This window comes from Halobacteriovorax sp. ZH5_bin.2 (assembly GCF_043196375.1).
In the GTDB taxonomy this organism is placed as follows: domain Bacteria; phylum Bdellovibrionota; class Bacteriovoracia; order Bacteriovoracales; family Bacteriovoracaceae; genus Halobacteriovorax_A.
The window spans coordinates 534,079-560,401 of the sequence record NZ_JBEBMJ010000001.1 but is presented as its reverse complement, the minus strand read 5'-3'; the positions used below and the strand labels follow the sequence as shown (position 1 = coordinate 560,401).

Annotated in this window: 28 protein-coding genes; 6 read left to right on the top strand and 22 right to left on the bottom strand. The window is 37.2% G+C overall.

Translation table 11 applies throughout. From position 1 onward, the window contains the following. Positions 1-65: 65 nt before the first annotated feature. Positions 66-557, bottom strand: a complete 492-nt coding sequence (locus tag ABMA76_RS02745; protein WP_393060871.1) for a hypothetical protein — start codon at positions 555-557, stop codon at positions 66-68. Continuing rightward, positions 557-1,657 (bottom strand): hypothetical protein, encoded by a 1,101-nt coding sequence (locus ABMA76_RS02740; protein WP_392908786.1) that lies wholly within the window; start codon positions 1,655-1,657, stop codon positions 557-559. The genes ABMA76_RS02745 and ABMA76_RS02740 overlap by 1 nt, the downstream gene beginning before the upstream one ends. A 150-nt stretch (positions 1,658-1,807) precedes the next feature. Here ABMA76_RS02740 and ABMA76_RS02735 point away from each other — a divergent pair, with 150 nt between their 5' ends. After that, positions 1,808-3,271, top strand: coding sequence for a hypothetical protein (locus tag ABMA76_RS02735; protein WP_392908784.1), 1,464 nt, complete (start codon positions 1,808-1,810; stop codon positions 3,269-3,271). A 15-nt stretch (positions 3,272-3,286) separates the two neighbouring features. Here the strand turns inward: ABMA76_RS02735 and ABMA76_RS02730 are convergent, their stop codons facing one another. Continuing rightward, positions 3,287-3,964 (bottom strand): hypothetical protein, encoded by a 678-nt coding sequence (locus ABMA76_RS02730; RefSeq protein ID WP_392908782.1) that lies wholly within the window; start codon positions 3,962-3,964, stop codon positions 3,287-3,289. 159 nt (positions 3,965-4,123) lie between these two features. On the opposite strand from ABMA76_RS02730, the gene ABMA76_RS02725 reads away from it, so the two are divergent. Then, positions 4,124-5,140: a S8 family serine peptidase gene (locus ABMA76_RS02725; RefSeq protein ID WP_393060869.1), complete on the top strand. Its 1,017-nt coding sequence runs from the start codon at positions 4,124-4,126 to the stop codon at positions 5,138-5,140. Between the two features lies 1 nt (position 5,141). Here ABMA76_RS02725 and mnhG read toward each other — a convergent pair whose 3' ends face one another. The 10 genes from mnhG to ABMA76_RS02675 form a co-directional block, all read right to left on the bottom strand. Then, on the bottom strand, positions 5,142-5,426 hold the full coding sequence (gene mnhG, locus ABMA76_RS02720) for a monovalent cation/H(+) antiporter subunit G (RefSeq protein WP_392908778.1): 285 nt from the start codon (positions 5,424-5,426) through the stop codon (positions 5,142-5,144). Next, positions 5,423-5,692 carry a monovalent cation/H+ antiporter complex subunit F gene (locus tag ABMA76_RS02715; RefSeq protein WP_392908776.1) on the bottom strand — a complete coding sequence of 90 codons (270 nt, stop codon included), beginning with the start codon at positions 5,690-5,692 and terminating at the stop codon, positions 5,423-5,425. Before ABMA76_RS02715 ends, mnhG begins: the two co-directional genes overlap by 4 nt. Further along, positions 5,689-6,036, bottom strand: coding sequence for a Na+/H+ antiporter subunit E (locus tag ABMA76_RS02710; RefSeq protein ID WP_392908775.1), 348 nt, complete (start codon positions 6,034-6,036; stop codon positions 5,689-5,691). The genes ABMA76_RS02715 and ABMA76_RS02710 overlap by 4 nt, the downstream gene beginning before the upstream one ends. 7 nt (positions 6,037-6,043) lie before the next feature. After that, positions 6,044-7,522 (bottom strand): complex I subunit 5 family protein, encoded by a 1,479-nt coding sequence (locus ABMA76_RS02705; RefSeq protein ID WP_392908773.1) that lies wholly within the window; start codon positions 7,520-7,522, stop codon positions 6,044-6,046. Then, positions 7,522-7,833: an NADH-quinone oxidoreductase subunit K gene (locus ABMA76_RS02700; RefSeq protein ID WP_392908771.1), complete on the bottom strand. Its 312-nt coding sequence runs from the start codon at positions 7,831-7,833 to the stop codon at positions 7,522-7,524. Before ABMA76_RS02700 ends, ABMA76_RS02705 begins: the two co-directional genes overlap by 1 nt. Further along, on the bottom strand, positions 7,834-8,259 hold the full coding sequence (locus tag ABMA76_RS02695) for an MnhB domain-containing protein (protein ID WP_393060867.1): 426 nt from the start codon (positions 8,257-8,259) through the stop codon (positions 7,834-7,836). Then, positions 8,252-10,369 (bottom strand): hydrogen gas-evolving membrane-bound hydrogenase subunit E, encoded by a 2,118-nt coding sequence (gene mbhE, locus ABMA76_RS02690; protein WP_393060865.1) that lies wholly within the window; start codon positions 10,367-10,369, stop codon positions 8,252-8,254. Before mbhE ends, ABMA76_RS02695 begins: the two co-directional genes overlap by 8 nt. Before the next feature lie 117 nt (positions 10,370-10,486). Beyond that, complete coding sequence (locus tag ABMA76_RS02685) at positions 10,487-10,705, bottom strand: hypothetical protein (RefSeq protein ID WP_392908765.1); 219 nt, start codon at positions 10,703-10,705, stop codon at positions 10,487-10,489. Between the two features lie 194 nt (positions 10,706-10,899). Continuing rightward, a complete protein-coding gene (locus ABMA76_RS02680; RefSeq protein WP_392909543.1) occupies positions 10,900-11,346 on the bottom strand; it encodes an HAD-IC family P-type ATPase in 447 nt (148 codons plus the stop codon). 29 nt (positions 11,347-11,375) lie between these two features. Continuing rightward, positions 11,376-13,010: an HAD-IC family P-type ATPase gene (locus ABMA76_RS02675; RefSeq protein WP_392908763.1), complete on the bottom strand. Its 1,635-nt coding sequence runs from the start codon at positions 13,008-13,010 to the stop codon at positions 11,376-11,378. Between the two features lie 278 nt (positions 13,011-13,288). On the opposite strand from ABMA76_RS02675, the gene thpR reads away from it, so the two are divergent. Together thpR and ABMA76_RS02665 are read left to right on the top strand one after the other, a co-directional pair. Then, the gene (gene thpR / locus ABMA76_RS02670; RefSeq protein ID WP_392908761.1) at positions 13,289-13,813 is read left to right on the top strand and encodes an RNA 2',3'-cyclic phosphodiesterase; all 525 of its coding nucleotides are present in this window, start codon (positions 13,289-13,291) and stop codon (positions 13,811-13,813) included. 15 nt (positions 13,814-13,828) lie between these two features. Continuing rightward, positions 13,829-14,335 (top strand): YgjP-like metallopeptidase domain-containing protein, encoded by a 507-nt coding sequence (locus tag ABMA76_RS02665; protein ID WP_392908759.1) that lies wholly within the window; start codon positions 13,829-13,831, stop codon positions 14,333-14,335. On the opposite strand, the gene ABMA76_RS02660 is transcribed toward ABMA76_RS02665, so the two are convergent. The 4 genes from ABMA76_RS02660 to ABMA76_RS02645 all read right to left on the bottom strand — a co-directional run bounded on the left by ABMA76_RS02660 (position 14,311) and on the right by ABMA76_RS02645 (position 17,178). Continuing rightward, positions 14,311-15,210, bottom strand: coding sequence for a M14 family metallocarboxypeptidase (locus ABMA76_RS02660; RefSeq protein ID WP_392908757.1), 900 nt, complete (start codon positions 15,208-15,210; stop codon positions 14,311-14,313). The genes ABMA76_RS02665 and ABMA76_RS02660 overlap by 25 nt on opposite strands. A gap of 18 nt (positions 15,211-15,228) precedes the next feature. Then, positions 15,229-16,206 (bottom strand): SAM-dependent methyltransferase, encoded by a 978-nt coding sequence (locus tag ABMA76_RS02655; RefSeq protein WP_393060863.1) that lies wholly within the window; start codon positions 16,204-16,206, stop codon positions 15,229-15,231. A gap of 114 nt (positions 16,207-16,320) precedes the next feature. After that, positions 16,321-16,857, bottom strand: coding sequence for a metalloregulator ArsR/SmtB family transcription factor (locus ABMA76_RS02650; RefSeq protein WP_393060861.1), 537 nt, complete (start codon positions 16,855-16,857; stop codon positions 16,321-16,323). Beyond that, positions 16,858-17,178 (bottom strand): hypothetical protein, encoded by a 321-nt coding sequence (locus tag ABMA76_RS02645; RefSeq protein WP_393060859.1) that lies wholly within the window; start codon positions 17,176-17,178, stop codon positions 16,858-16,860. 191 nt (positions 17,179-17,369) lie between these two features. Here ABMA76_RS02645 and ABMA76_RS02640 point away from each other — a divergent pair, with 191 nt between their 5' ends. Beyond that, positions 17,370-18,032 (top strand): endonuclease I family protein, encoded by a 663-nt coding sequence (locus ABMA76_RS02640; protein WP_393060857.1) that lies wholly within the window; start codon positions 17,370-17,372, stop codon positions 18,030-18,032. 41 nt (positions 18,033-18,073) lie between these two features. Here the strand turns inward: ABMA76_RS02640 and ABMA76_RS02635 are convergent, their stop codons facing one another. From ABMA76_RS02635 to ABMA76_RS02615, 5 genes are all read right to left on the bottom strand, one after another. Further along, positions 18,074-21,130 (bottom strand): efflux RND transporter permease subunit, encoded by a 3,057-nt coding sequence (locus ABMA76_RS02635; RefSeq protein ID WP_393060855.1) that lies wholly within the window; start codon positions 21,128-21,130, stop codon positions 18,074-18,076. 14 nt (positions 21,131-21,144) lie between these two features. Beyond that, positions 21,145-22,371: a TolC family protein gene (locus tag ABMA76_RS02630; protein ID WP_392908751.1), complete on the bottom strand. Its 1,227-nt coding sequence runs from the start codon at positions 22,369-22,371 to the stop codon at positions 21,145-21,147. Next, positions 22,368-22,760 (bottom strand): MarR family winged helix-turn-helix transcriptional regulator, encoded by a 393-nt coding sequence (locus ABMA76_RS02625; protein ID WP_392908749.1) that lies wholly within the window; start codon positions 22,758-22,760, stop codon positions 22,368-22,370. The genes ABMA76_RS02630 and ABMA76_RS02625 overlap by 4 nt, the downstream gene beginning before the upstream one ends. A gap of 239 nt (positions 22,761-22,999) precedes the next feature. Then, positions 23,000-23,839, bottom strand: a complete 840-nt coding sequence (locus ABMA76_RS02620) for an NIF family HAD-type phosphatase (RefSeq protein ID WP_393060853.1) — start codon at positions 23,837-23,839, stop codon at positions 23,000-23,002. Positions 23,840-23,870: 31 nt separating this feature from the next. Beyond that, positions 23,871-24,362 (bottom strand): hypothetical protein, encoded by a 492-nt coding sequence (locus ABMA76_RS02615; protein ID WP_393060851.1) that lies wholly within the window; start codon positions 24,360-24,362, stop codon positions 23,871-23,873. Positions 24,363-24,438: 76 nt separating this feature from the next. Here ABMA76_RS02615 and ABMA76_RS02610 point away from each other — a divergent pair, with 76 nt between their 5' ends. After that, positions 24,439-26,274, top strand: coding sequence for a hypothetical protein (locus tag ABMA76_RS02610; RefSeq protein WP_393060849.1), 1,836 nt, complete (start codon positions 24,439-24,441; stop codon positions 26,272-26,274). Positions 26,275-26,323 lie beyond the last annotated feature (49 nt).

Sequence of the window (26,323 nt, the reverse complement as noted above, 5' to 3'; positions counted from 1 at the left end):
ATAATCGAGCAAAGAAAGCATAAAGCTGAATCTGTAATATGATTAGGACTTTCGCAGAGCTAAAACTAAGGAAGTTTAAACGCTAGAGATGAAACATTCTCTGGTATTAAGTAATGTGAAATAGCTGTAGCGATTCTCCATTCAGGCATAAGCTTGTATATCTTCTTCAAGCAAACCGCACGTATGGGACGGACAACATCTCTATCTTCTGCACAACTTTTAAAGAACTTCATTGCTGCTGGCCTTTTAGAATGATCAGCTTGGGCACTTGCATGGATACTCCCAATTAGCTCACCAGCATCTTTTATTAATTCAGGAGTATGGTGAACTTCATCTGCAGTTAACTTTTTAAGATCCTCATTCATCGGTAACGTATTAAGCTCTCGTTCAAATTCTACTACTGTCAACTCACTCTTATCTTCACTATGCTTAGAATTTAATTTATTAAGCTGATTGATTTCATCAACTTTCGTCGATACTTCATGAGTTTCGGGGTGATTCAGTAAAAGCAGAAACGCTATCGTTGCCAATGTAAAAAAGAATATTCGTACCTTCATTACTTAACCGATGCCTCAATAAGCATATTAGACTCCTCGACACTCGATTCACTAAACTCTCCCTCCGGAGTTGAGTCCATCATCTTAGGTGCCGGTGTATTTCTTAGTTCATCTAGCTGACTCTTTGCTTTTTCATACATTGCTGTAAAACGCTCAAGCTCTTTTTGAGATGTTTCATTTTGAGAAGGACTCATTTCCATAAAGTCGATATAGAAATCAACGACCTTCTTATAAGATTCTATTTCATGCAGTAATTGCTCTTCGCTTTTACGATGAGAAACTGTAAGCACGCGATCAAAGGCATCTGCAATCGATACTTCGAGCTTTGTCTTATCTTCAACACTACAAGTTGAACAATTTGCTAATAGGTTCTTAGTTGCGATGGCCTCCAACTGATAAGAACCATTTCCATACTTCTCACATGCCGAGAATCCATACAACATATGTCCTTCGGGACACGAATGATGATTAAAGCCAATATGCTCAGAGTTTCCATCACTATGCCTAGCTTCGTGAAAAAGAGTTCCAAGTCGTTTAATCTTATTCGCTTCAGAGTTTATTTCGTCATTAATTAAAATACTATTTAAAAAGAGCCCTTCACCGATTTGCAAAATCCCTACCCTTGGAGAGGTTGCAAAAACTTTTTGGCGATTAATCTTAGTGCCTTTTAAAAGTTTTGATTTCTTGCCACTCAGATAAAGTCCAGCACCAATATTTGACATAACGACTACACCACCAAAGGCATCGGTATTTTGAAATGATGAACTTCTAGGAAGAGGAGTTGCAGGAAATTGATAACCTTTTTTTGTGATATAATTGCGTCCACGTATACGGTAGTCTTGGCCAACAATATATTTTACGCGATTGAATATCCAATTATAGAGAGTCGGCCCATTTACTTCTTCAAGCTCAAAAAATAAAGAAAAGTCAGAATCTGTATGCTCAAAGTCTGATTGATATAGATACGTAAGATCTTCCTTAAGAGAATAAACCTGATGAACAGGAATAGAAGAATCAAAGTAAATTCCACCAAATCTCTCAGCGGCTTGTGAAGTTATTGAAATAATTGCCATTAAAGACAATATCTTTAGCTTTTTCATGGAGACCTCATAATTTGAGGCATCCTAGCATAAGCAAAATCAGCAACCTATGCCATTGTAATTATTACTTTAGTTTACTTAGATTCTCTTACTAGAAAACTAACACAAAACTGTCTTGGATAGCGACTTCAGCTAATGTAGTAATAGGTTATGAAAAAAATCATTATTATTTTAATCCTCATAGCAACGACATTCTTATATACAAAACTTCCAACCTATCATAACCAAGTCATCCAATTCGACGTGCCAAATAATAAAGGTATTAGCGTAACTGAAGACTATCTTTCATTTGCACTTGATATGGCCCAAGTACTTGGTGGCAGGTGGTGGGAAGGATCAATGGATTTTACTGGTGGACGCGGTGGAAAGATCACAAAACCATTTGATTTCAACCGAAAGAAATTGGATCAATTACTGAAACCACTAGCACCCTTTACACTCAGGCTAGGAGGATCGGAGGCAGATTCCGCTCACTATGATATAAAATCAACTCGTACTGAGCTTACTCAAACTGAGAAAGATCAAGGTTTTCAAACTCTTTTTAACAAGACAAAACTCGATAACATCAAAAACTTTGTCGCTAGGAATAACTTAGATTTACTCATAACACTAAATATTGGGCCAGGTTATCGTAAAGATGGTGAGCTAAATCTGACTCCAATTGAAACCTTTATCAAAAATCTCTCTAAAGAAATACAAGACATAAAATACTTTGAGCTTGGAAACGAGGCCAATGCCTTCTTTCTAAACTACGGCCCTTTCGGTCAGATTAGTGAGAGTGAGTATAAGAAGAATTATCATGATATTAAAAATATCATAAGAAAGTACTATCCAGATGCGAAGCTAGCAGGACCTGCCAATGCCTTCTGGCCTATTCTAGGAGAAGTCTTTGATTGGTTTAGCGTAAACTCATTTAATATTGTTAAAGACCTAGGTAGCGAACTTGATATTTATACGTGGCACTACTACCCGACTCAATCCACTCGCTGCCCTCTACAAGTTATCAAGTCAGACGATGAAAGCATGATTAAGGCCATTATGTCGAATGACATGATTGAAACAATGGAGGCCATTACAAGAGTAACAAAAGGACGCTCAAAAGAAGTATGGCTTGGAGAAACAGGTCCTGCACAGTGTGCAGGTCAACCTGGTATATCAACAAAGTTTAACTCCGCTCTGTGGTTCTTCGATCATATTTTTAAGGTCATGGCAGCTGGAAATAAGAAACTTATTCGTCAAACAATTGTCGGCTCAGATTATGGCCTTATTGATGATAAAAACCTTAGACCTAATTATGATTATTTTATTGCTAGGATTTATAAGAAATTGAATATTACGAAGATCTACTCAAGACCTAGTGATTCAGTACATACAGTATGTGCCAACAATAAGATATCGTTTCTATCTTCAGTCATTCATGGACAAACGATAACTTTTCCAAAAACGACTGAAAAGTACATGATCGTTAGAGAAAGTGATCTCTCAAAGTTTGATTACATTAACTTTGGAAGTCAATTTTTAGATAAATGGAAAACTATTCAGGATGATAAACTAGAAATTAAGGATTCAGCGATACTGATAATAAAGACATCAACTGGCTGCAACGAATTGTAGCCAGTTTATTAAAACTTATCTTCTTACAACTCTCTTCATTTCTTCATACCCATAGCATCTCATATATAAGTGGTAAGAAGCACCATTATGAACTCTTGGTAAGTAGTGAAGCTGATAACGCATAGTTACTGTTCCACGTGCGTGGTCAGTTGTAAGGCCAGTGTAATTACGTCCTTCAACAAAGTAGGAATAATTTGAATACAATGTTTGACGAGAATACATTTTTGAAAACTCTACTGTTTCCTCTAACATATCGATTTCATCTAGTGGCCGAGTATAATCTTCATCAACAAGTGCCTTTAGCATAGAAACGATAAACTTCTTTCCATCACTTTCTGCATAAGATTGACGATAATCAACAAATGGTAACTGAACATTATAAGTCATTAACGAATTATCTGTTCGATATTTTAAATGTTGAGAAAGGTACTTATAACCAAATAGAGATAACTCAGCATTCTCACTAGAGAAGCCACGATCAGTTACATAAATATCGATAGGAGCTAGACCTGCTCTAGTATAAACAAGATTGTTTCGATAAGAGATCGACTTCTCCTCAAAGATCGTCTCCTCTGTAAATAAATCCTGATAACTAGCTGTAAATTCACATCCACCTTTATATCTTTGATAATCGATAGCAGAAGTATTGGACGCTACAACTAAAGCGATAAATGCAAGTAAGGCATATTTCATATGTAATCCCTCTTTAAATGTCTAAAGTAATTCTATGTATCATGGGTAGAAATGCCCATGTTATTCTTTGTAAAATATTCTTATTTGTCTTATTAATTCTTGTCCTAAGTCACTATAAATTCTATAAATCATCAGAAATCAAAATCATTTGGAGCCATAATGAAGAGCATTGCCCTTCTTCTTTCACTTCTTACAATTACCTCAGTATTTGCAAATGATCCCCTTGAAAAAGATCAGTGGTATTTAAAATATAATACTAAGATTAAGGGCGCTAATATTGAGAAAGCCTGGAAAATCCTTGAATCAAATTATCAACCTGTTATTGCAATTATTGATGCAGGCTTTGATGTAAATCATGAAGACCTAAAAGAAAGTATCCTGATCAATAAAGGTGAGATTCCAAATAATGGGATTGATGATGATAATAACGGTTATGTCGATGATTACTTTGGTTATAACTCGAATAAGAAGAATGGTGAGCTGGCCGGTGACTACGACTTCCAAACAAAGCACGGAACAGCAGTCGCTGGAGTTATCGCGGCAAAACATAACAATGGCAAAGGCATAAAGGGTGTCGCTAAAGGGATAAAGATCATCCCTATCGTCAAGCCAGAGCCAATGGCAAAGAGAAAAGAGAAGCTCCCACACCTCATTGATGCCATGAGATATGCGATGGATCGAGGTGCAGATATCATCAGTTTTTCAGCACGCCTTAAGGTAACTTCTCCTGAGTTCAAGAAAGTTCTTCGTGAACTAAATGATAAGGGTATTCTCGTCATTGCTTCATCTGGAAATGTAGGAGTTGAGAACTCTACAAATCGATATCCAGGAGCATATGCAGATGAGTTTTCAAATATCATAGTAGTCGGTTCAAACGATAAGAATGGAAAAAGAGCGAAGTCATCTAACTATGGAGATAAGTCTGTTCACCTCTTCGCACCAGGTGTAAAAATTCAAACAACTCATCTATCAAATACATATGGTTACTCGAGTGGAACAAGCTTTTCAACACCTCTAGTTGCGGCCGTTGCGGCAATGGTTCTGGCGACACATGGCCCAGATGCTAGATGGACAATGCGAGAAAGACTTATAAAGACGAGTCGCCCTCTTAAAAGTCTAGAAGGCTTGAGTGTATCAGGTGGTATTATAGATGCCTTCGAGGCACTCAAAGATTAAATCACGAAATTTCATTCTTCTTAGCATAAGCATAGGCCATTGCATGTGTTGCAATTGGTGTTGTGATCAATAAGAATATAAATAGCAAGAAATTAGTAATTACAATATTAATTTCAGCGATAATCATACTAGAGCCTAGTAAGATAAGAGCTGCACCAAAGGCACTGGCCTTACTTGCAGCTTGAAGCTTCATAAAGAAGTCTGGCATTTTAATAAACCCTACTACTGCCAAGAAAACAAAGATAGAACCTAAGAGAATTAAAATTTCACCTATTAAATGTATCATTTATTCTCCTTACTCTTATCCGATAAAAAGACCGCAAATACGAATGCAGTAACAAAACCAACAATCGCAAATAGTTGCGCTATATTGTGAAAGAACGTATCCCTATTTGATGTATACAATATCAAAAAAAGACTAACCCCTGAAATCCCAATTAAATCAAAGGCCAAGACCTTGACGAGGACCTCTTGTTCTCTCTTTGCCTCGATTGTGAGCAAAAGAAATGTTAGAATAACAATTCCAGTTGAAATCATTAATAGGACACTCACTTTAACTTCCCCTTTCGATTTCCGCGCAATATCCTTAACACACGACTTTCAATAACTTCTTTAAATTCTTGTATTGCTTCCTCTTCATTTTCTAAGAACATCATGTGAATATATAAATGTGACTTATCTGCGTCTAAATCAATGACCATTGTTCCTGGCGAAAAGGTAATTAAATTAGAAAGTAGTGCAATTTCGAAGTCACTTTGTACTTCAAGTGGAAATTTTATAATACCAGGAGTAGATAAGTTCTTAGGAGTGACAACATCTTGTGCGACCCTTAGTGCCCCAAGAGTAAGATCCCATAGGTAGAGAATAACGAATTCAAATATGTACCATAGCCTCATTGATACCTCACTTATACACCAATCCAATCTTGCCCACTTCCTGGGCCAATTTAAAGATCAAAAGAGGGTTTAAACTAATAATCAAAGTGAAAAGACAAAGTAAGATACAGGAGATATATGAGCGAACGATTGCGACCTTGGGAAAGGATACAATAAACTCATGATATTCGCCCCAAAACACTCCACTCCAAATTTTGACCATACTATATAATGTAAAGAAGCTACCAATAATCATTGGAATGATGATCCAGATGAGGCGACTTTCAGTAGCAATTTTGAAAAGACCTAGTTTTGCCCAAAATCCAGAAAATGGAGGTATTCCAATTAGACTTGCTGCAGGAATCATAAAAAGTAATGCAATTGTTGGAGAAGTCTTAAGCAGTCCTCCCAGTTTTGTTATCTTTTCTGTGTATGCAAAGTTTCTAACAAGGCCAGAAACAAAGAAGAGATTTGTTTTTACAATGATATGATGAAAAATATAAAATAAGGCAGATGTTAGCCCAAACTTCCTTAATGCCATATCTGGATGCAAACAAAAGCTTACCCCTATTCCAATGAAGCCAACCTGGCTAATAATATGATAACTTAAGATTTCACGTAATTTATTTTGTACTACAGCAAACCAGACTCCAACAAGAAGTGTAACAATTGCCAAGATAAGAACTGTCCAAAATAGCTGAAGATCTGGTGGAAACACCTGGCCAAAAACTCTAATCATTGCATAGAGACCAAGCTTTGTAAGTAGCCCGGCCAAGACCCCACTGAGTCCAGCTGATAGTTTTGGATAACTTTCTGGTAGCCAAAAAAATAGAGGAAAGAACGCCGACTTTATCGCAAAGGCACCAAATAAAGAGAGAGCAAGGGAGCGAACAAGGCCTGCATCACTAGTATATAATTGTGACAGTCTCTCATTTAAAACTTTAAAATCTAATGTATTAGTAAATTTATAAATAAGTGCAATTGAAATTAAAAAGATTAGTCCACTTATAAAATTAAGAAGAATATATTTCAGGCCACTTTTAAGTCTTTTTCGAGATGAATCGAGAACAACAAGTACGTAGCTACTCATTAGTGTGATTTCGAACCATACAAATAGATTGAATAGATCACGTGTCAGAAATGCTCCGGTCAAACCAAGAAAAAGGGTGTTATATAAGAAGTGATAAGTACTCTTTTTTTCAACTGTTACGCCTGGGTACGCATAGAGGGCCCCAGTGAAATAAATCGCTCCAATAACAAAAATCATAATACCTGAAAAAAGATCATAGCTTAAGGATATCCCAATTCCACTCTCCCAGTCTCCTGCGACAAATGTGGAAGTATCAGTGTATGAAAAGAGACAAATTCCAGCATAGATAAAGTATAAGAGTGAAAATAAGTTTGAAAAGAATAGTCCCAATCCATCCGAGTCTTTAAACAAGAGCGTAAACGATGCAGAAAGAAGCGGTAGAATAAGAAAAATGATAAAGAAGTACTTATAAATCATTATGCCTTTCCCCCTTGCCTAGAGTCATTGATCTTCTTAATAACAGAAATGACAAAACACAGAGTTGCAAAAGAGATAACGATAGCAGTTAGAATGAGTGCTTGAGTTAAAGGGTCAGCAAAGTGAGAATCAAAGGTATCACCTTCTTTGGCAAAGGGGTATCCATGTGCAACGACCTGGCCAATTGAGAAGATGATAAGGTTAGCACCATTGCCCAATGTGATAATTGCAAAGATACTATTGACCCAAGTGTTCTTTAACAAGAAGAGAAAACCTATGAATATAAATATACAACCAACTAGAAAAGTCATTTAACTACCATTCTCCTTTGAGAAACTAATAAATTTCACATAGGCCATGGTAGTACTTGATGAGACAATAATAAAAACAATAGAATCAAATACTAAGACGGAGCTAATTTTGCCAGCAATAGGAAAAGGAATACTTGTCCACATCGAGCTTAGTCCGGCCTTACCTAAGGCAATAGGAATTATTAAAACAAAAATAAGAACTAAGATACTGATGGCAATCATAGAAGTGTAATTAAGATATATCCATTTCTTTAACTTAGAGTCCGGTTGGGAAATAAATTGTAAGATCATCGCCAAAGACAAGACTAACCCACCAATAAAACCTCCTCCAGAGAGATCGTGGCCTCTTAACAGTAATAAGAGAGATAAGATAGCAAGAAGCGGACAGACGACCTTAAAACTTCCTCGTATTAATGCCTCATTCACGCTCACCTCTCTTTGAAAAAATTGCAAGTACACCAACAATAGCAATTGCCACAACAAGAACTTCTCCAAATGTATCCATGGCCCGATAATCGACAAGAATGACATTGACAACATTCTCTCCTTTGGCCAAAAGTTTTGAGTTTTCAAAAAAATATCGACTGGCCGTCATATCAAAGTTGAGATTTTTGGCCATTGAGAAAATAAAGATAGAAATCCCATATGTGAAAGCAATAACAAAATTAATCGGCTTGATATTTATTCTCAAATCCCGTCCATCAATGGGAACGGCCTTAATGAGAAAAAACACAAAGAATAAAGAAAGAGTTTCAACCATAAATTGAGTCATACTAACGTCTGCAGCACTATGATAACCAAAGAATAGAACGAGAAAGAAGCCAGAAAGAACAAAGTAGAGAATGGCCTTTAGATTTGATTTACTGATATATGCAAAAACAAGTCCTACTAAAATCCCTGACAAGCTCAAGAGCTTTGATAGAGTAATGTCAAATCCAGGGACAATGAAATTTGAAATCCCCATGTGCGCCGAAATTGTAAGTAAGGCCAAAGAACCTATCGTAATGCGAATATAGTGTGCAAAATCACCATTTTGCATGGCCATATTCATTTTCTTAAAAAGATCCAAAGTTAAATCTAGTCCCTTCACTAATATAGGCCAGGGACTAAAGTCAGAGTACTTTTTCGAAAATTCATCAAGTTTCAAAAAGTACTTATCAAGAAAAAGACTTCCCAAAATACTACCTAAAATGGTTAGGATACTTAGTGCCAAAACTGTGCCATAGGGATATTCAAGCCCATGCCATAGTTTAATATGTATACTTTGAGCTCTAAGTCCGACCTCTCCTATAGCTTCTTCAGCAATTAAATCAATTCCTAATAAATTTGGCGCTAGAGCAATAGATAATGATAATAATGAATAGATAAGTGGTGAGATAAGTAGTCCCTTATAACCTATCACATAACTTCTCATCCGTGGCCAAGAGGCACGAAGAAGATTAACGGCCTGAATTCCCATAAAGAGGTTTCCTAAAAAAAAAGTGGAAACAAGAATCCATAATAGATGTGACTTTATCGATGTTAAGTAAATATATTCCTTAGCATAAAAGCCGACGCTAAGAGGAATACCGACCATACTCATCGTATTCAATAGAGCTACAATAAAAGGTAATATGCCAACACGATCACCATTTAATAATTCATGCCGATCCATTGTTTTTAAAGCTTTTGCAAAGTAGCCCACATATTGAAATAAACTTGCCTTGTAAAAAGCATGTGCAATAACTAATAAGACGAAGCTTACGATTGAATATTCATTTCCAATTCCAAGAAGAATGGCAAGCATTCCAAGAATACAGATGGTGGAATATGCTAGCATTGTCTTAAAGTTACTTTGCAGCAGGCACTGAAATCCGCCATAAAGAACAGTTATAACACCTGCTCCAATAAAGAGTATCTGCCACAGTGGATCTTGAGCATAAAGAGGAAATAATTTAACTCCTAAGATGAGACCGGCCTTCACCATGGTCGCAGAGTGGAGGAAGCTACTGACGGGAGTCGGCCCGGCCATGGCCAGAGGGAGCCAATATGAAAATGGAAAGAGTGCCGATTTTGAACTAATCCCTATAAATAGTGTCACCAAAGAAACTTTAAAATACTCATGATTAGAAAATCCCTTTATTCCCATCAAGCTTGATAAATTAAATGATTCATAAAATGATAGGCCTAAATCAACACCTATTTGAGAAATTAAGATAATACCAAAAAGGAGAAATAGCCCACCTCCAACGGTTGTATATAAGGCCCATCTTGCTTTTTCTCTAACTTGCGAATCCTCATTCTTTAATCCAATCAAAAAGAAGGATGTGACACTCGTCATTTCCCAGAATAAATATAAGAATAAGAGATTTGAGGAATAAATTATTCCAAACATCGAAATTGAGAAGAGAATAAGTGAGATATAGTAAATTATTTTATCTTTCGTGCTAAAGCTCTTCATATAAAAGAAGCTATAGACAAAGACACCTAATCCAATGATGGCAACAAGTGCCCCAAATAGATTATTCACACTTGATAGAGAAAATATACCTTCCATTACTAACTTCAAAACAATCCTTCGTACAAATTACGAGTTTAATTTTATCTAAGTGTGTGTTGGAAATTATGAGGCCATACTTAATTAAGTACGACCTCATAAATGAAACGATTTTTTCTAAGCGCTTTTCTTAGCTGATAATTGATTTTTCTTTTTCATTGCCACTAAGTGATCGGTCGTTACCTTGCTACTACGATCTTTTGTGTCACTCATATTATCGGCATTAGTATAATAGTCTCTCTTCGAAGATTTAATTTTTATAAACTTCTCAATCGCAATATACACCCCAATCAATGCGAGGCATGAAATTAGGAAAATGATTTCATTGGCATTCATGCAATGCTCCTTTGTTTACACCTCCAATAACTATACCGGAATTGTAAGCAGCAATAATATATATATTGACAATAGATTATATTAATTTATTCAATGACATTTTAGGTTTTCATTTACTTTTGTGTAATATTGATGATCTAGATATTTTAAGGCCAATGAGAAAGCAAAGAACAATTACACATACTTTGCTCCAGTCAAATAGATCCAGAGGTGTTAAATACTTGTTGGGCATCTTGTTGGAATGCAAATAGAGCTGTTGGATGAATGATGAGTTCGAGCCATACCACGTGGATCGGTAAGTAAAGCAAAGGGTATCCTAATAACGGAATAATTGCGGCCGAAAGAACAAATGGTATATGAATAAGTAAAAGATAATTGAAGCTCATTCTTAGATTTTCAAAAAGTTGTTTTCCTTCCCGAATTGCATTAACAATCGTACTGAAGTTATCATCTGTAAGGATGATTGAAGAAACTTCTCTTGCACTTCTTGTTCCTCTTAGGCCCATTGCCACACCAATGTCGGCTGCCTTAAGTGCTGGGACATCATTAACTCCATCGCCTGTAACAACAACCAACTCACCAGCTCTTTTTAGACTCTCTACGATTCTGAGTTTTTGAATGGGATTACATCTTGCTACAATATCGACACTCTTGAAGAAATCAGGGTTCTTTAACGGCCACTCCTCTTCAAGTTTTTCAGGCTCAAGTTCGGCCGGACAACAACAGGATTAGAGTCAATTAATCCCACATCTTTTGCAATTGCACCTGCAGTGTCTGGATGATCACCTGTAATCATCAGCACTTTAATTGCATTTTGTTGGCAATACTTTATTGCTTCTTTTACTTCTGGGCGGGCCGGGTCTTCGAATGCAAGGATTCCGTAAAACTTGAATCCACTTTCAGGCTCATTGCAAGAATCGACATCTGATTGCAACACCGGCATGGCCGCAACTGCTAAGACTTTATGGCCCCCCTTCGCTAACCCCTCGACTTCTTTTACCCACTTTTGAATTTCATCTTGCGAGAGTTCTGCTTTTGACAAGACAACTTCAGGAGAGCCTTTAATGGAACATGTAAAACCATTATCATAAACGAAGAATCCGGTCTCGCGCTTTCGATCTTCAGTAAATGGAATAACATTCATTCTCTTGGGGATATTGACTCCCCTAATTTTTGCTTCATTAATCAAAGCGATATCGACAGGGTCTGTTCCTTCGATATTAGAGGCCACTAAAGCCATTTTTAAAATTTGAGTTTGAGAGAAACTATCGGCCATAACAAAGTGGGCCAGCTCAAGCTTACCAATCGTTATGGTGCCGGTCTTATCGGTACAGATCTGGCTTACTCGTCCGATATTCTCAACCGATACGGCCCTTCTAACAAGAGCATGGTGCTTAGCTAAGCGGTAAACACCAACCCCTAAAAAGAATGAGAAGACAACAGGAAACTCTTCGGGCAAAGCAGCTACGGCCAAGACTGCAGCACTTAAGAGAGCATCAAGCCATCCATGTCCTTGATAAAACCTAATTGCGGCGATGGCCAAACAAAGAATGACAGAGGCATAAACTAATAGACGAGTGAGTTCTAAAATTGCAGACTGAAGAGGAGTCCTTTCATGAGAAATCGTCACAACAGACTGAACAATTTCACCATAGGAAGTACTCTTACCAGTGGATAAAACTCTTAAGACTCCCTTCCCAGTTAGGACTCTTGTTCCAGCAAAGCCTAAAATGCTTGTATCAACCAAGGCCTCTCCACTATCGACAAAGGGGTCAAAATCAATAGAAGTTTTTTTTACAGGGAATGCCTCACCTGTTAAGACAGACTCATCTACCTGTAAAGAATCTGCTTCTTCCCAATGGCCATCTGCCGGCAAGAAGAGATTCTTACCTGAAAGCATAACTAGATCTCCAGGAACAATATCAAGAGAATCAACGATGACCTGCTTACCTTCCCTAAGCAGTGTAACTTTTGATGAGAGCTGACTTCTAAGCCCAGCAGTTGATGCTTGAGTACGAAAATGAAGGAAGGCATCCATGAAGATAAGTGGCAATGTTGCCAGAATTAAAATAAGAGATTCGGTGAATTCACCAATAAAATAGAAAACTGCAGAAATACTAACAAGAAACCAAACCATAGGGTCTTTTAGCGTATCCACAATAAGCTCAAGCAAAGGACTTCCTACTCGTTCGACTATTTCATTTGTTCCAAATTTTGAGCGTTGCTTAGAGACCTCCTTCTCGTCTAGCCCCCTGGGACGACCGACAAGGCCTACTAAATTACGAAATGAGACCTTCCTTTGCATAAGCACTTTCACCATCAATGAAGTTGAGCTTATTCTACTAAAAACGTTAAGAACAAAACCAGTTAAGAAGACTAAAGATTAACTTCTTTTATTCACTTAAGATCTGACCTTGGATATTTTAATCGGGCATCAAATATGAATTTAACTTTTCTAAAGAAAGTTTAACTAAGGACAATAATTCCAAATACTTATCCATGCTAAAATAGCAATATTTGAATGTCGCGATAGACACAAATATGTGCAAATAAAAGTGGGTTCTTACTTCTAGGAAATCAATTATGAGAGTTTTTGTCGCCATTGATTTACCAAAGGTCACAAAAGAAAAATTAGAAAATGTGAAGATGGATCATGCTAAATTTCGCCGTTATCCGTCGACCAACCTTCATTTAACCTTGAAGTTCATCGGAGAAGTCTCAAATGAGTCATTAGAACAAATCAAATTACAGCTTAAGAAAATTGAATTCACACCTTTCATATTGAGCTTCTTGACCTTGGGCCACTTCTATCCACATCGTCGCGGGACCCCTATTTGGATTGGAGTAGAAAATAATGAAGAGTTGATTAAGCTACAGGTAAAAGTGGAAGAGAGACTTCAGTCCCTAGAGCTAAACCTAGATAAGATGAAATTCACACCGCACCTCACTTTAGGTAGGATGGAGCGAGGAATTAGTGAAGATGAAGTAAAAGAGTTTATTAAAACACTTCACATACCTGAATTTAGTATTGAAGCTAAAGAGTTTATCTTATTTCATAGTCATTCAACTAAAAATGGTGTTGAATACCTTCCATTAGAAACTTTCTAACTAATCGGAGCGGCAATGCCTATTGAAAAGTACTTTAGACATTATCCGGAACATTTAAAACATCAAATCCAAGATCTGATTTCCAGTGGTAACCTTAGGTCATATCTCTTAAAGAAGTATCCTCATCCACATGAAATCAACTCTGACAAATTGCTCTACAAATATGCAAATGAACTCAAAGATCAGTATATGCGAAATGTACCGCAATTGAGTAAGGTTATTTATGAGAAGCAAAAAGATCTCGTTAACGATGCTCTTGGTACCCATACGTATATCAGTAGAAATCACGGTGGAAAATTAAAGAAGAAGCATGAAATGAGAATCTCTCGCACTCTAAAAGATGCCCCTCGTGAGATGCTTGAAATGCTAGTTGTCCATGAGCTTGCCCATTTCAAGGAAAAGGACCACAATAAGGCATTCTATAAACTTTGTGAGTATATGCAACCTAACTACCATCAGGTTGAGTTCGATCTTCGCCTCTATCTAGTTCTCTTAGATCAAGGAGAAACTTTATTTAAATAATCAAGGCCACCAATAATGGCCGCAACCTGTGCATTTACACAATCCTCATCACTAACTTTTGGACTATCGGGATAAACTTCAGTCGTTGTACAAAATTTTGAATTTGAAAAAGATGCACAAAGATGAAGTTTCTTTAGAGCATAGTTAATCACACCCTCTTGTGCAATGGTGGCTCCTATAATCTTCCCATTCTTATCAGCAGGTGCGATATGCGTGACCTTACGAACTGAATCAATGATCGCCTTTTGGAAATCAGGGCAAGGATTTTCACTATCATCAACAAGATAGAATCCATCAGGAATATCCCAAACATCTTGAGAGACACCATCCCTCTTTTCTAAGGCCGGCCTAAAGATAGTATTGTCAGTATCTGTCGTCTCGTGAAGATCGAAGTGGGCAAAGACTTCAACATCTAAACCAGCAATGGCCTTCATGACAAGATTGCACTCTGGAGCTGGCCCATTTGTATAGAAAGAGCGATTTGGATCAACTGTCATTGGATTCCAGCGATTGATTGTCTCATATCCCCAAGGGCTTATACATGGAGCAACGACAAAGTTAAATGAATCTGTATAATTTGTAGCTTGTCTTTCTAGAAAAGCAAGGGCACCGTGAACACCACTTGTTTCATAACCATGGACGCCACCAGTAACAAGAATGGTTCTTTTCACTGGTGAAAAATTCTTACTTTTAATTAAATAAAGAGGGTACTTTTCTTCATCATAAGGAAGGGCACCATATTGAGAGACATCAAAACGCTCTTCTAAGCTCTTAATCTTTGTTACGACCTCTTCAAGATATGATCGCTTTATCACTTGCTCTTTAAACCAGTTCTCTTTTTCTACGTCACCCCAAGGGATAAGATTCTTTTCCATATTAGTACCTATATATAACTATCTTGTCGCTAAAATCACATACTCTTTCTTGTGAGCTGATACTTGTCGACTAATAATATTGTGAAATCCCCAATCATAGAACTGATCTTCAAATGATTCGATATTTTCAATATACTCCATCTTTACAACCTGAACAGTGAAGATAATCCCCTTTAACGTTCGGTTATACTTCTTTGCTAGTCTTAGGACTTCTTTGATTGACTGCTTAGGATTTATATTTATATCAGCGTGAATCCAGCGCACATCCTCAGGAAGTTCTTCATGAGAAAGATCCTGTACTGATTTTTTCATATGTGAGAAGTTTTTGTGATTAGCGATCTCTGGACTTATTTTTGCAGGATCAATTCCCACAACCTTACATCCTTCATCAAGTAGATATTGTGAAGCACCACCTGGAGCACACCCAAAGTCTAGCCACAGATCACCTTTAAATAATTTTAACGCATAAAGTTTCACAATTTGAGAAAGCTTTAAGTATCCTTTTGAAACGGCATTATCAGGAGTATCGACTTCGGCCATAGAATTAGGATAGCGAGTACATCCACTTGCCACGCTATGTGCGCCAAACCAAATCTCATTCGGTCCTAGGCTCATTAAATCAATGACGATCTTACCTTCAGCACTGTAGCCATTTACCTCACGTCCGAAGGCTTCTTTAGCATCAAAATCAGTCTCACATCCAATTGCAAAACTATGAATCATGAAATCTTCACTATCAAGCCCTGATGCCTTCACATCACTTACAATATTTTCAGGAGTTGATTTTCCGTAGAAGATTCCACTTCGTGTAGCAAATGTAAGCTGGAGTTGCGATATCGTTTTTAAGTCATATGCAATACCTGTATTCTTAAATGTCACAAAGCCTTTCTTGGAAAAGCTTAAAACTAATTCTGGATAAAATATCTTAATCTCTTCTTTTAAGAGAATTTCGTTTCCTGGATTTGTACATACAAAAATATATTGTTGCTGACTCATTGCCATCCTTATTGGTTATTAATAGATTAACTATCTTATACCATTTAAATAAAGAATGTACTTAAATATTAACGGCATTCATTGATCTCTTGATCTAACTTTGTGATTTCGCGCTTAAACAACTCTATAAACACCAGACTTTCTAGACATGAGCTTCTCTGCAATAAACTCGCGTCTAATTGTACAAAAGTCTTCATTATACTTTTCAAGTCTTTCATTCACCTCGGCTTCTGTGTAGTCTCTACCCTTCTTAAATTCTTGTAGTAGATGCTTTAAGATAACAAGCCTCTTTTTTCGTTGCACAGGAATCGACTTCAGTTCTCCATTTTTAAAAAATGATTTAATTATCTTTTGCTCATATTGAACTTCATTTTCATCTTCGTTAGAAATTGAGACTTCAAGAATTGAGTTTAAAATATTTTTATCTAATACCTTCTTTTGAAGTGAAAAGACTTTATAGTACTGCTCTTTACGAGACTTAATAAGGCCAACGGCCTCTAATTTTTTTAAATGATGTGTAATCGTACCAGGAGATAGAGAAAGTCTTTCTGCAAGAACTTCTGCATAAAGGTCTTTCTCTGCAAGGCTCCTAATAATACTCAATCTCGCCTCATCCCCTAAGACTTTGAATACTTTTGCAAGACTCATCATTTAGCCTTCGCCAAGAGATGTGCGCATTTCTTGAACTGATGGTAGAGATACAATCCACTCAAATATACTAAGCTTAATCATTGCTTTGTCCGCATCTTCATCACGGCCAAATCTAATATCCTCGCTATAGCTTTGAGACCAATCTCTATACATAAGTTTTGTCGTTTTGATGAAATTAGCTGGAGTCGCATTTCCATAAAGCTCTTCCATAATTTCAAAAACATTTTCTCTAATCTTTCTTTCAATATTGATATCGATTTTTCCTCTACTGAGATTCGATGCCTGTTTTGAAAGCTCTCTTAATTCATCTAAAAAATTCATAATTTCCTCTCCGATCTATTTTGATACATGTCAAAATAAACTCAAAAAAAGAGAAGATCAATATTTATTTTGATATTCACCAAAGTAGATACCAGTTTTAATGTAATTTTGACAACTTAGCTTCTACATATACGCGATACAATTTTACACTGTCCTTGGACAAAATCTTTTGTACAACATATTAAATACCTATGAAAAATCTTATCGCAAGCTTCTTAATCATCTTATGTTTACCAACTCAATCAAATGCCTTCACACGTTTTGATATTGCCCAAATGGCAAAGAAGAACCACGTGGCCCTTGAGTACAAAGAAGTTAAGAAAGTGATGTTTTCGATCGTGGATAATATTGATGGTGTTATTTGCAGTGTCTACACACCAAGCCAGTGTAAGAAGAGATATCAGCAAAAAGAAAAGAATTTCAAAATCAATATTGAACACACATGGCCACAGTCAAAGGGAGCAAAAGAGCTTCCGGCCAATAGTGATATGCACCACCTCTTTCTAACGAGCAAAGAGTCTAATAGTAAGAGGGCAAATCTTCCTTTTTGTAATGCCGCTTACGATTACTGGCAAATGGATGGAAGTATTCAAGGCTTTGATGATTATGCTCAGGACTGTTTTGAACCACAAGATGGCCACAAAGGAAATGTTGCGCGAGCAATGTTCTACTTTGCTGTTCGCTATGATTTTTCAATTGATAAGGATCAAGAGGAAACTCTCAGAGCTTGGAATAAACTAGATCCAGTAGATGAGCGAGAATTAAAGAGAAATGAGATAATCAAATCTCTTCAAGGAAATATCAATCCATTTATTTTAAAACCAGAATGGATTGATGAGATTTCAAACTTCTAGACTTCGAAAAGATTGGGCCCACCATCAGGTGGGCACAAATCCTAAACTTCTTCTAAAATCTTTCTTCTAGGCCTTGCAATTAAAGAATAGAAACAAGGTACAACAACTAAGGTAAAGATCGTTGAAAGAAATACCCCACCGATAATAACAAGGGCCATAGGTCTTCTTGTTTCAGAACCAGCACCAATAATAACAGCTGCAGGAACGGCCGATGCAAGAGTTGTAAAAGTTGTCATAATAATCGGTCTAAACCTTGTTTTACATGCTTCTAAGATAGCGTCAGCTAATTCCTTTCCTTCATCACGTAATTGATTTGAGAATTCAACAATTAGAATCGATGTCTTTTTAACAATACCCATCGTTAAGAGAATCCCAATCATCGAGTAGATATTTAAGGTACTACCAGATAGCCATAGAGCAATGAAAGATCCCGCAAGTCCAAATGGAACGGCCAAGAAAACAGTAATTGGGTCAGAGAAAGAATTGAACTGACTTGCTAAAACCATGTAGGCAATAACAAGACCAAGAACCATAATCATAAGAACGCTAAATAATGATTCATTTAGGTCTTTTGAGAATTTAAGGTAGTAACCTTTTGGTAAAACCTTCTCACCTAATTCTTTAATATAATCGATGGCCTTACTTTGAGCGACACCTTCTTTTAAGTTAGCATCGACTCGAACACCTCTTGAACGATTTTCACGGTAAATTGTCTGTGGACCAAAGGCATCTTCAATCTTTACAACTTCACTTAATGTAACAAATTCTCCACGGTTATTTTGTAGAAGAAGTGATGAGATATTCTCTCTAGTGCGATCTTCTTCTGCTAACTGAACAAAGACATCATAACGTCTTCCTCGTTCCGTATACTTTGTTGCAGGAGTCCCTGCTACACCAACATTTAAGGCAGTAGCGATAGTATTCACTTCAATCCCACGTTGTTGGGCCTTAAGACGATCTGGAATGATGTGCACTTCAGGAAGTTCACCGATATCATCGGAGCGAATTCCAACCATTAGATCAGATTCTTTCATGCCTTTCGCTAATTGCTCATATAGTTGAGCTTGGATCTCTGCATCAGGACCAGTAATTGTAAACTCAATTGGACTTCCTCTTCGTCCACCAATTGCAGATCCCATTCGATCTCTAACAATAATATGAAGTCCTTTGATAACAGACAGATCCTTTCTTAATTGAGAGGCTATTTGAAATTGTGTCAGCTCTCTTTTATCACGGTCTTTGAGAATGATAACTCCAAAACCACGGTTACCAGAAGAGGCCCCACGTCCACCACCAACAGCAACAATCATTCTTTCGACATTTTCGTTCTTAGAAACAATAGCTTCATACTCTTTAACTTTCTCATTTGTATAATCTAAACTTGCTCCATCTGGTGCAATAAAGATAACAAACATGAAGCTTCGATCTGACTCTGGTGCAAATTCTTTATCAATGTGATTTAGCGACATAAATGAAGCTAGGATAATAACCGTAGAAATAAAAATAACTTTTAAACGATGTCCAAGAGAGAATTTTAAAACTCCCATATAGATTTTATTTCCAAAATCTACTGCACGATTAACCCAGTGGTGAATAAAGATCCCTTTAGATGTAACGTTTAGAAATTGTGAACATCTCATCGGTGCAAGAGTAAGGGCCTCTAGAGAAGATAGAGAAACAGCAATACAAATTGTTAAGGCAAATTCCTTAAAGAATCGCCCTTCAATTCCAGGCATAAGTGTAATTGGAGCAAAGATTGCGATAAGAACTGCAGTCGTAGCAAGAACCGCAAATGCAATTTCCTTACTTCCCTTAAAAGACGCCTGTACTTTATCATGTCCCATCTTTGCATATCGGACAATATTTTCGAGCATAACAATGGCATCATCAACAACGATCCCAATAGCTAGGGTCAGACCTAGCAGAGAGAATGTGTTTAAAGAGAAGCCCATTAAGTACATGAAAGAGAAAGTACCAATAATAGCAGTTGGAATTGCCAGAACAATATTAATCGTTGCCGACATTGAGTTTAGAAATAGCCAACATACTAATGAAGTTAATAGAACAGAGAGAACTAAGTTTTGTAGAAGCTCACCAATTGATAATCGAATAAAAGAAGTACGGTCAAAGTTTACTGAAAGGTTTGTTCCCTCAGGAAGGTTTTCAGAGATCTCCTTAACACGTGCTTTTACACGGTCAGCAACATCAACAGCATTCACCCCTCTTTGCTTATAAATAGGCATTGAAAGAGAAGGCTTTTGATTTACACGTGAAATTCTTGTGCGGTTTTCAACACCCGCATAGATATTTGCAACTTCAGATAATCGAATCGGAACATAATTGGCCTGGCCACCACGACGACTTATAATCATATTTTTAAAATCATCAACTGTACGTCCTTCACCTAAAACACGTAAGCTCTTCTCATCTTTAAGTGTTTCAAATTTACCAGCAGGCAGCTCCACACTTTCTCTTTGAAGTGTTTGGACAATATCTGAAAGAGTTAATTGAAATGAATCAAGTTTCTCTGCAATAACGTCCACTCTCATCATTGGCTCGCGTGCTCCAAAAGCACGAACTTCAGAAACACCTTCGATTGTTGTGATCTGATCAATAACACCATCTTTAAATAGAATATTTAATTCTCTTTCAGAGAGTGTGTCAGAGACAAGTGCGAGGTAGAGAATTGGATCATCTGCCGCATTTGATTTGGTTACAGTAGGAGTTTCAACAATATCTGGTAATTGTCTTTGAGCGCGGCCTAAGAGGGTTTGTACTTCCTGAAGAGCAAAGTCGATATCTTTATCAAGTGTAAACTCTAGATTGATACGACCTTGGCCACGCCCAGCAGTTGATGTCATGTCCTTAATCCCTTGCATTGAAACAAGAACAGATTCAGCAGGCTCTAAAACATCTTTTTCTACTACTTCTGGTGTTGCACCTTCATATTCATATGCAATAGAGATTGATGGGTAATCAACATCAGGATTTTCATTAATTCCAAGTTCTCTAAAACCTAAGATACCAAATAGGATTAGTGAGAACATTAACATCCATGCAAAAACAGGATTCTTTATCGATAGAGATGATAAACTCATAATATACAACCTTCTTATTCTTTAGGAATATTACCTAAGTAAGCATTTGCCTGATAATATAAAGACTTCACTTCAAGAGATGATCTAATTGCTAACTTTTCTAAGTCAATTACGTCGTCTAAAGATCTAATAACTTCAATTTGTGTTACTAGCCCCTTATTAAGATCCTTTAATTGCTCTTGATATGATGCTCTACTTCGATACAAAGCTTTTCTTAGAGTTTGTAATTCATTTTTCTTATATTCAAAATTTTTAACAAAAGCACTCCAACGATTAACAGTATTTCTTCTATTGTAATCAATTTGTGCTTTATTAATTTGTGAAACGATTCTTCTGCTTGTCACTTTCGACTTTCTTTCACCAAAGTCTAGAAGATTAAGAGTAACGTTTAAGCTAACTCTCCAATCGCGTTCTCCAATATCATTCTTATCAATATTGTAATCAGCGCTTAGATCTACTTGTGGATAGTATGCGGCCTTTTCAATTTTAGCCTCAGCAACAGATGCTTCGTAATCATATTTTAGGCTCTTAAGATCTGGCGTATTTTCTAAGTCAACATTTGTAGACAGAACCAGTTTTAGAGGGTCGACACTATCTTTCACTTCTTTAACATCATCAAGACCTGAAAAATTCATTAAATCAGTCATTGATGTCTTTACTTGGGCCTTACTTTGAACAAGTCCGGCCTCTAAGCGATGAAGCTGAGATTCAAGAGCATAGAGATCGGCCTTACGATCTCGTCCAATCTTTGCTCTTTGTCTAACAATGCTAACTCTCTTTCTTAAGTTTTCAAGCAGTGCCTCAACTCTTTCTTTTTCTTCTATGGCCGAAGACATTTGAAAAAATAATGTCGTAAATTGAGAATAGTACTCAGCAAGACTTTTATCTGTTAATGCTTTTGCCTGCTTAGGTACGATCTTATTGTAATCATAAAGAGCAAACTCTGCTCCACCTTGAAATAGTTTTTGTTTCAAGGAAAGATAGACTTCTGAATCAACTTCTTTATTAGTTGAGCTTTCAGGATGTTCATCACGATACGTATTAGAATATACTGCATCTAAGCTTGGGTAGAGGCTTGACTCTACAGTCTCCAAATCTGAAACCGTTTTCTTCTCTGTAAGCTTAAAGACCTCGACTTGCTTAGATTTCTTTAAAGACTTTAAATAAAGCTCTTCTACAGAAGCATTACTAATAAAAGGGGTAAAAGTAATAAATAAGAATGCAATTTTATAGTAATTCAAGATTGGCCCTCCTGTAATTTTAGAACAAAGTTTTCTATTACTTCGAGAGCATTTGTTAACTGTGAAACTTCAGATGCGGAAAGGTTTTCTAAACTACCTGAAAACCTATGACTGGCGCCACTTCTGACCTTCTCAAACTTCTTCTTGCCCTTTGCTGTAATCTTTAAAAAAGTAATTCTTCGATCTGTCTTACAGGTCTCACGTGAAATATACTTATCATTTACTAATGTATCCACAAGCTTTGAAATAGCAGCACAGGAAACATGAATAACATCAGCTAAATCACTACATGTGCATACACCATCATTTACTCTTGCCAGAATACGATACTTTGGAAAGCTAATTTCAGATTCGCTTTCTGTTTTAATGTATGACCTAATAATTCCCATCGATGACGGAATAACCTCGATGAATTTTCTAGATAAAGAATCTTTGATAAAACATAACCTTGTTAATATTTAACTTTGTTAAATATTTTACTAAGATTTTCTTAAGTTTGAAAAACATTATTTTTAATGCAATAAAGACTAGTTAAGCCACTAAACGAATTATTTAAACAGCAGGTGCTCAGCAGGTGCCATGCACCTTTGGTTTCGCACTTGCACAACCAATGGAGCATGGCACTTTTTTATAATAGAAAACTTCCAAGTGCCGAGGAACAAGACTCCGGTGCAGAACGTATTCCAAAGGTATGAACTCTGTCTTTTAAACTCTCAAGCTTTCCAGCTCTTTGTTCATCTAGGTGCTTGAGATGAGTTCTCATTGATTGCACAAAGACTTCATCGCTATCCAAAGCTTGTTCAATGGCGCTTCCAACAAGGGCCAATTTATTGCGATTCATCCACCAGTCTTTATACGATGGAGGAAGTCTGAAGCCTTTGGCGTCTCCAATTCTTTTTCTGTAATCTTCGACATCTGAGTAGCTTTCAAAGTTATTAAACCACTCACCTAGCCAAACAGTATTCTCTTTTTGGCCGTCATAGTAGAAGTCCTTATGATCATCCACAAGAATTACAGAGTCTAAGTCCTCACTCACAAGGGAGATGTCTTTTTTCCACTTATGAACAAAGCGAGAATCTTCGGGTACATTTTTTCTATTATCGTACAGGTGGCGCTTTGAAAGAATGCGATAAGAAATATCATGAAAACTTTTTTCACTTCCGTCTGAAAGTTTAAGTGATTTTAAAAGTTCTAGATTTCGATCCTCGCTCCCTCCACTAAAAAAAGAAATTGAAACATCTTCTCGTTTTGATAATTCAGTGATGAGCTCTTGGGCGTATGGAATAATCCTATAGCGAATGCCTTGGATGGTAACAGTTCTTTTTGGATTAAATGTTTCACCCGCCTCAATTTCGGCCACCAGTGTGTGGTCGAGATCAAAAACAATATGCCTCTGCTTTAGCTGCGCTGGCCCCCTAAGAGCTTTGGAGCATGAAATGAATAATAGGATGAAAACGAGATATCTCACTGATATCTTATCGACCATTTTAGTCAAATACTTAAAAAATTACTGAAACTTCTTCTAAGAGTGCTGCATGCTTATTTCTAAGCTCAATCGGATCATCAAAGCTCATGGATGTCGTCTTTTCGAATAGAATTGTGCTCTCACCACTTGGGAGCAAGCACGTAATATGAGCAGAGCATTCATTCTTCTGCTCCCCTAGCATCTTCGTTTCAAGGCACAGATTAACTCTAAGCTCCCCAGAAGCTTTTCCAGGATACTTCTTACATAGGTCAATGAGAGATTTTTTTAGTTCTGAATTATCCCATTTTAGGGCCTCTAAAATTGACGGCTCACAAGATTGCACTCGAAATACATCACCATCAACAACACACTTAATCCCTTTATCTGTTGATGTTTCAAGGTAGCGATAAGCGAAGTTTTCGAGATTATGAATGAAAAGAGCTGAAACACCATCAGACTCTATTAGCCATTCACGATTCTTTGAATTCAATTCTTGCGTAAGCTTTTCTTTATCAATTTTCGTCATATATACATAATACTTGCTAAATCTAAGCAGTAAAGAGATTCTATAATTATAACTAAATAATAATTGGAGGAAGTAAATGAGTCATGCTATTGAACCATCGTTAAAATCAAAAAAAGCAGGGATAGCCTTCGGCTTCGTCATTTCCTTTGTGCTCGGTTCAGCATTTGTTTTTTCAGCACTAAAAGCAGGTATTACCCCTGGGATCAGTCCCCTCGTCGTTTTATTTGGATGGGTCGCAATGGGTAGCTTCTTTAAAAGTGATATGAAAGGCTTCCTTGCCATGGCCCAAGTTACTGGTTCAGCAGGGGTTGCCGTAACAGCAGGTGTCGCCTTCGTTGCACCAATCGTTCAAATCTTAGCGGCGGAACTAGGACAACCTGTTCCACCAGTCGATATTCTTTCACTCATTCTAGCTTCTGCTGCCGGATGTTTCCTAGGTTGGGGTTTTGTGGGCCTTGCAACTCAAAGATTCTTAACAGATCCAAAACTTCCAGCTCCAGAAGCCGTTGCTTGTGACCGCCTTATCCAAACAGCTGCTGAAAATCCTCAGGCCCGTCCACCTTTAAAATTCTCACTTATTCCTGGTCTAGCACTTGGATTTGTGATGGCCTTCCTAAGCCAAATAAAAGTTTTAAAAGCAAGTATCTATGATCTTAAGTTCACTCTGAGTGGAGTCGAAACAAAACTTCCACTTCCAATTAACCCACTATACTTTGGTATTGGAGCACTCCTTACTGTTCCGACTGCTATCCTGATCTTCTTTGGAGGTCTACTAAACGCAGTTGTAAAGGGAATGTCTGCGGCCCAAAATATGCCTGGAACAACTTTTCGTTGGGTTGGTGGTGCTGCCATGGTTGTTGCTGTTGTTTATTCATTAATTGCTTACATCATTGAAGGTAGAAAAACTCGCAATGCTCTTGCAAATAAGAAAGCAGACTTTGATGCTGAACAATTAGAAATCCCAGCGCGAGTAAGAAAGCAACTTCTAGCATCGATTGGTTTTGGTGCATTCTTATTAATCGCCATGATGATGTATTCAGGAGCAACACTTGTCGGACTTGTTGCACTTGGTATCGTTGCACTACTTCTAATCTTCTTCCTAAGTGGTCTTGGTGCTCTCTTATCACTTCAAGTTGGATCATCTGCTTCCCCTGTCAGTGGAACCGTTTTTATGGGAATGCTTGTTCTAAGTTTAGTAGGACTTGCCATTGGCCTTGAAGGGATTCAAGGTGTTTACTTTCTAGTTCCAATTATCGTTGCAGCTTGTGTTGCCATCTGTGCATCGAACGATTCATCTCAAGATTATAAGACAATGCAATTTAATGGCCTTAAAGTTTCAAGCTCATTTGTGGGACAAATCGTAGGCCTTCTAGGAGGAGCAATTTCTGTACCTCTAGCAATTTACGTTGCTCATGAAACAGGAACTCTTGGAAGTGAAGCACTACCTGCACCACAGGCAGCATTCTTTGCAACTGTTTTAAAATCTCTCTTTATTCAAAGTGATATTCCTCTAATGCCAGTTCTTGCAGGTACTGGACTTGGATTATTAGCTGTTATTATTGAGATCATCGGAAAGCGTAAGGGTGTTATTCTAAGCTCACTTGCCTTTGCAGTTGGAATCTATCTTCCTTCATATATCGGAACAGGAATTCTATTAGGTTCTCTTGCTAGACTTTCTGGGACAAAGTCTGTGACAAAAATCACACACCGAGGAATTCTTACTGCCGCAGGCTTAATTACAGGAGACGCTCTATTTGCTCTTGTTTTTGGAATTCTTGCAATTGGTGGAATGGAGATTGCTGGAGTTAAAGACTTTAATTTCCAAACAAGCCTAAGCGTCTTATTCTTTGTAGGTCTTCTACTTACAACAGCGATTAACTACGCTAAAACTTCTTCGATTGAAAAAAATTAGAAAAATATGATAGGTGCCATTCTAGATTCAAGTTACTAGCGCAACTGCG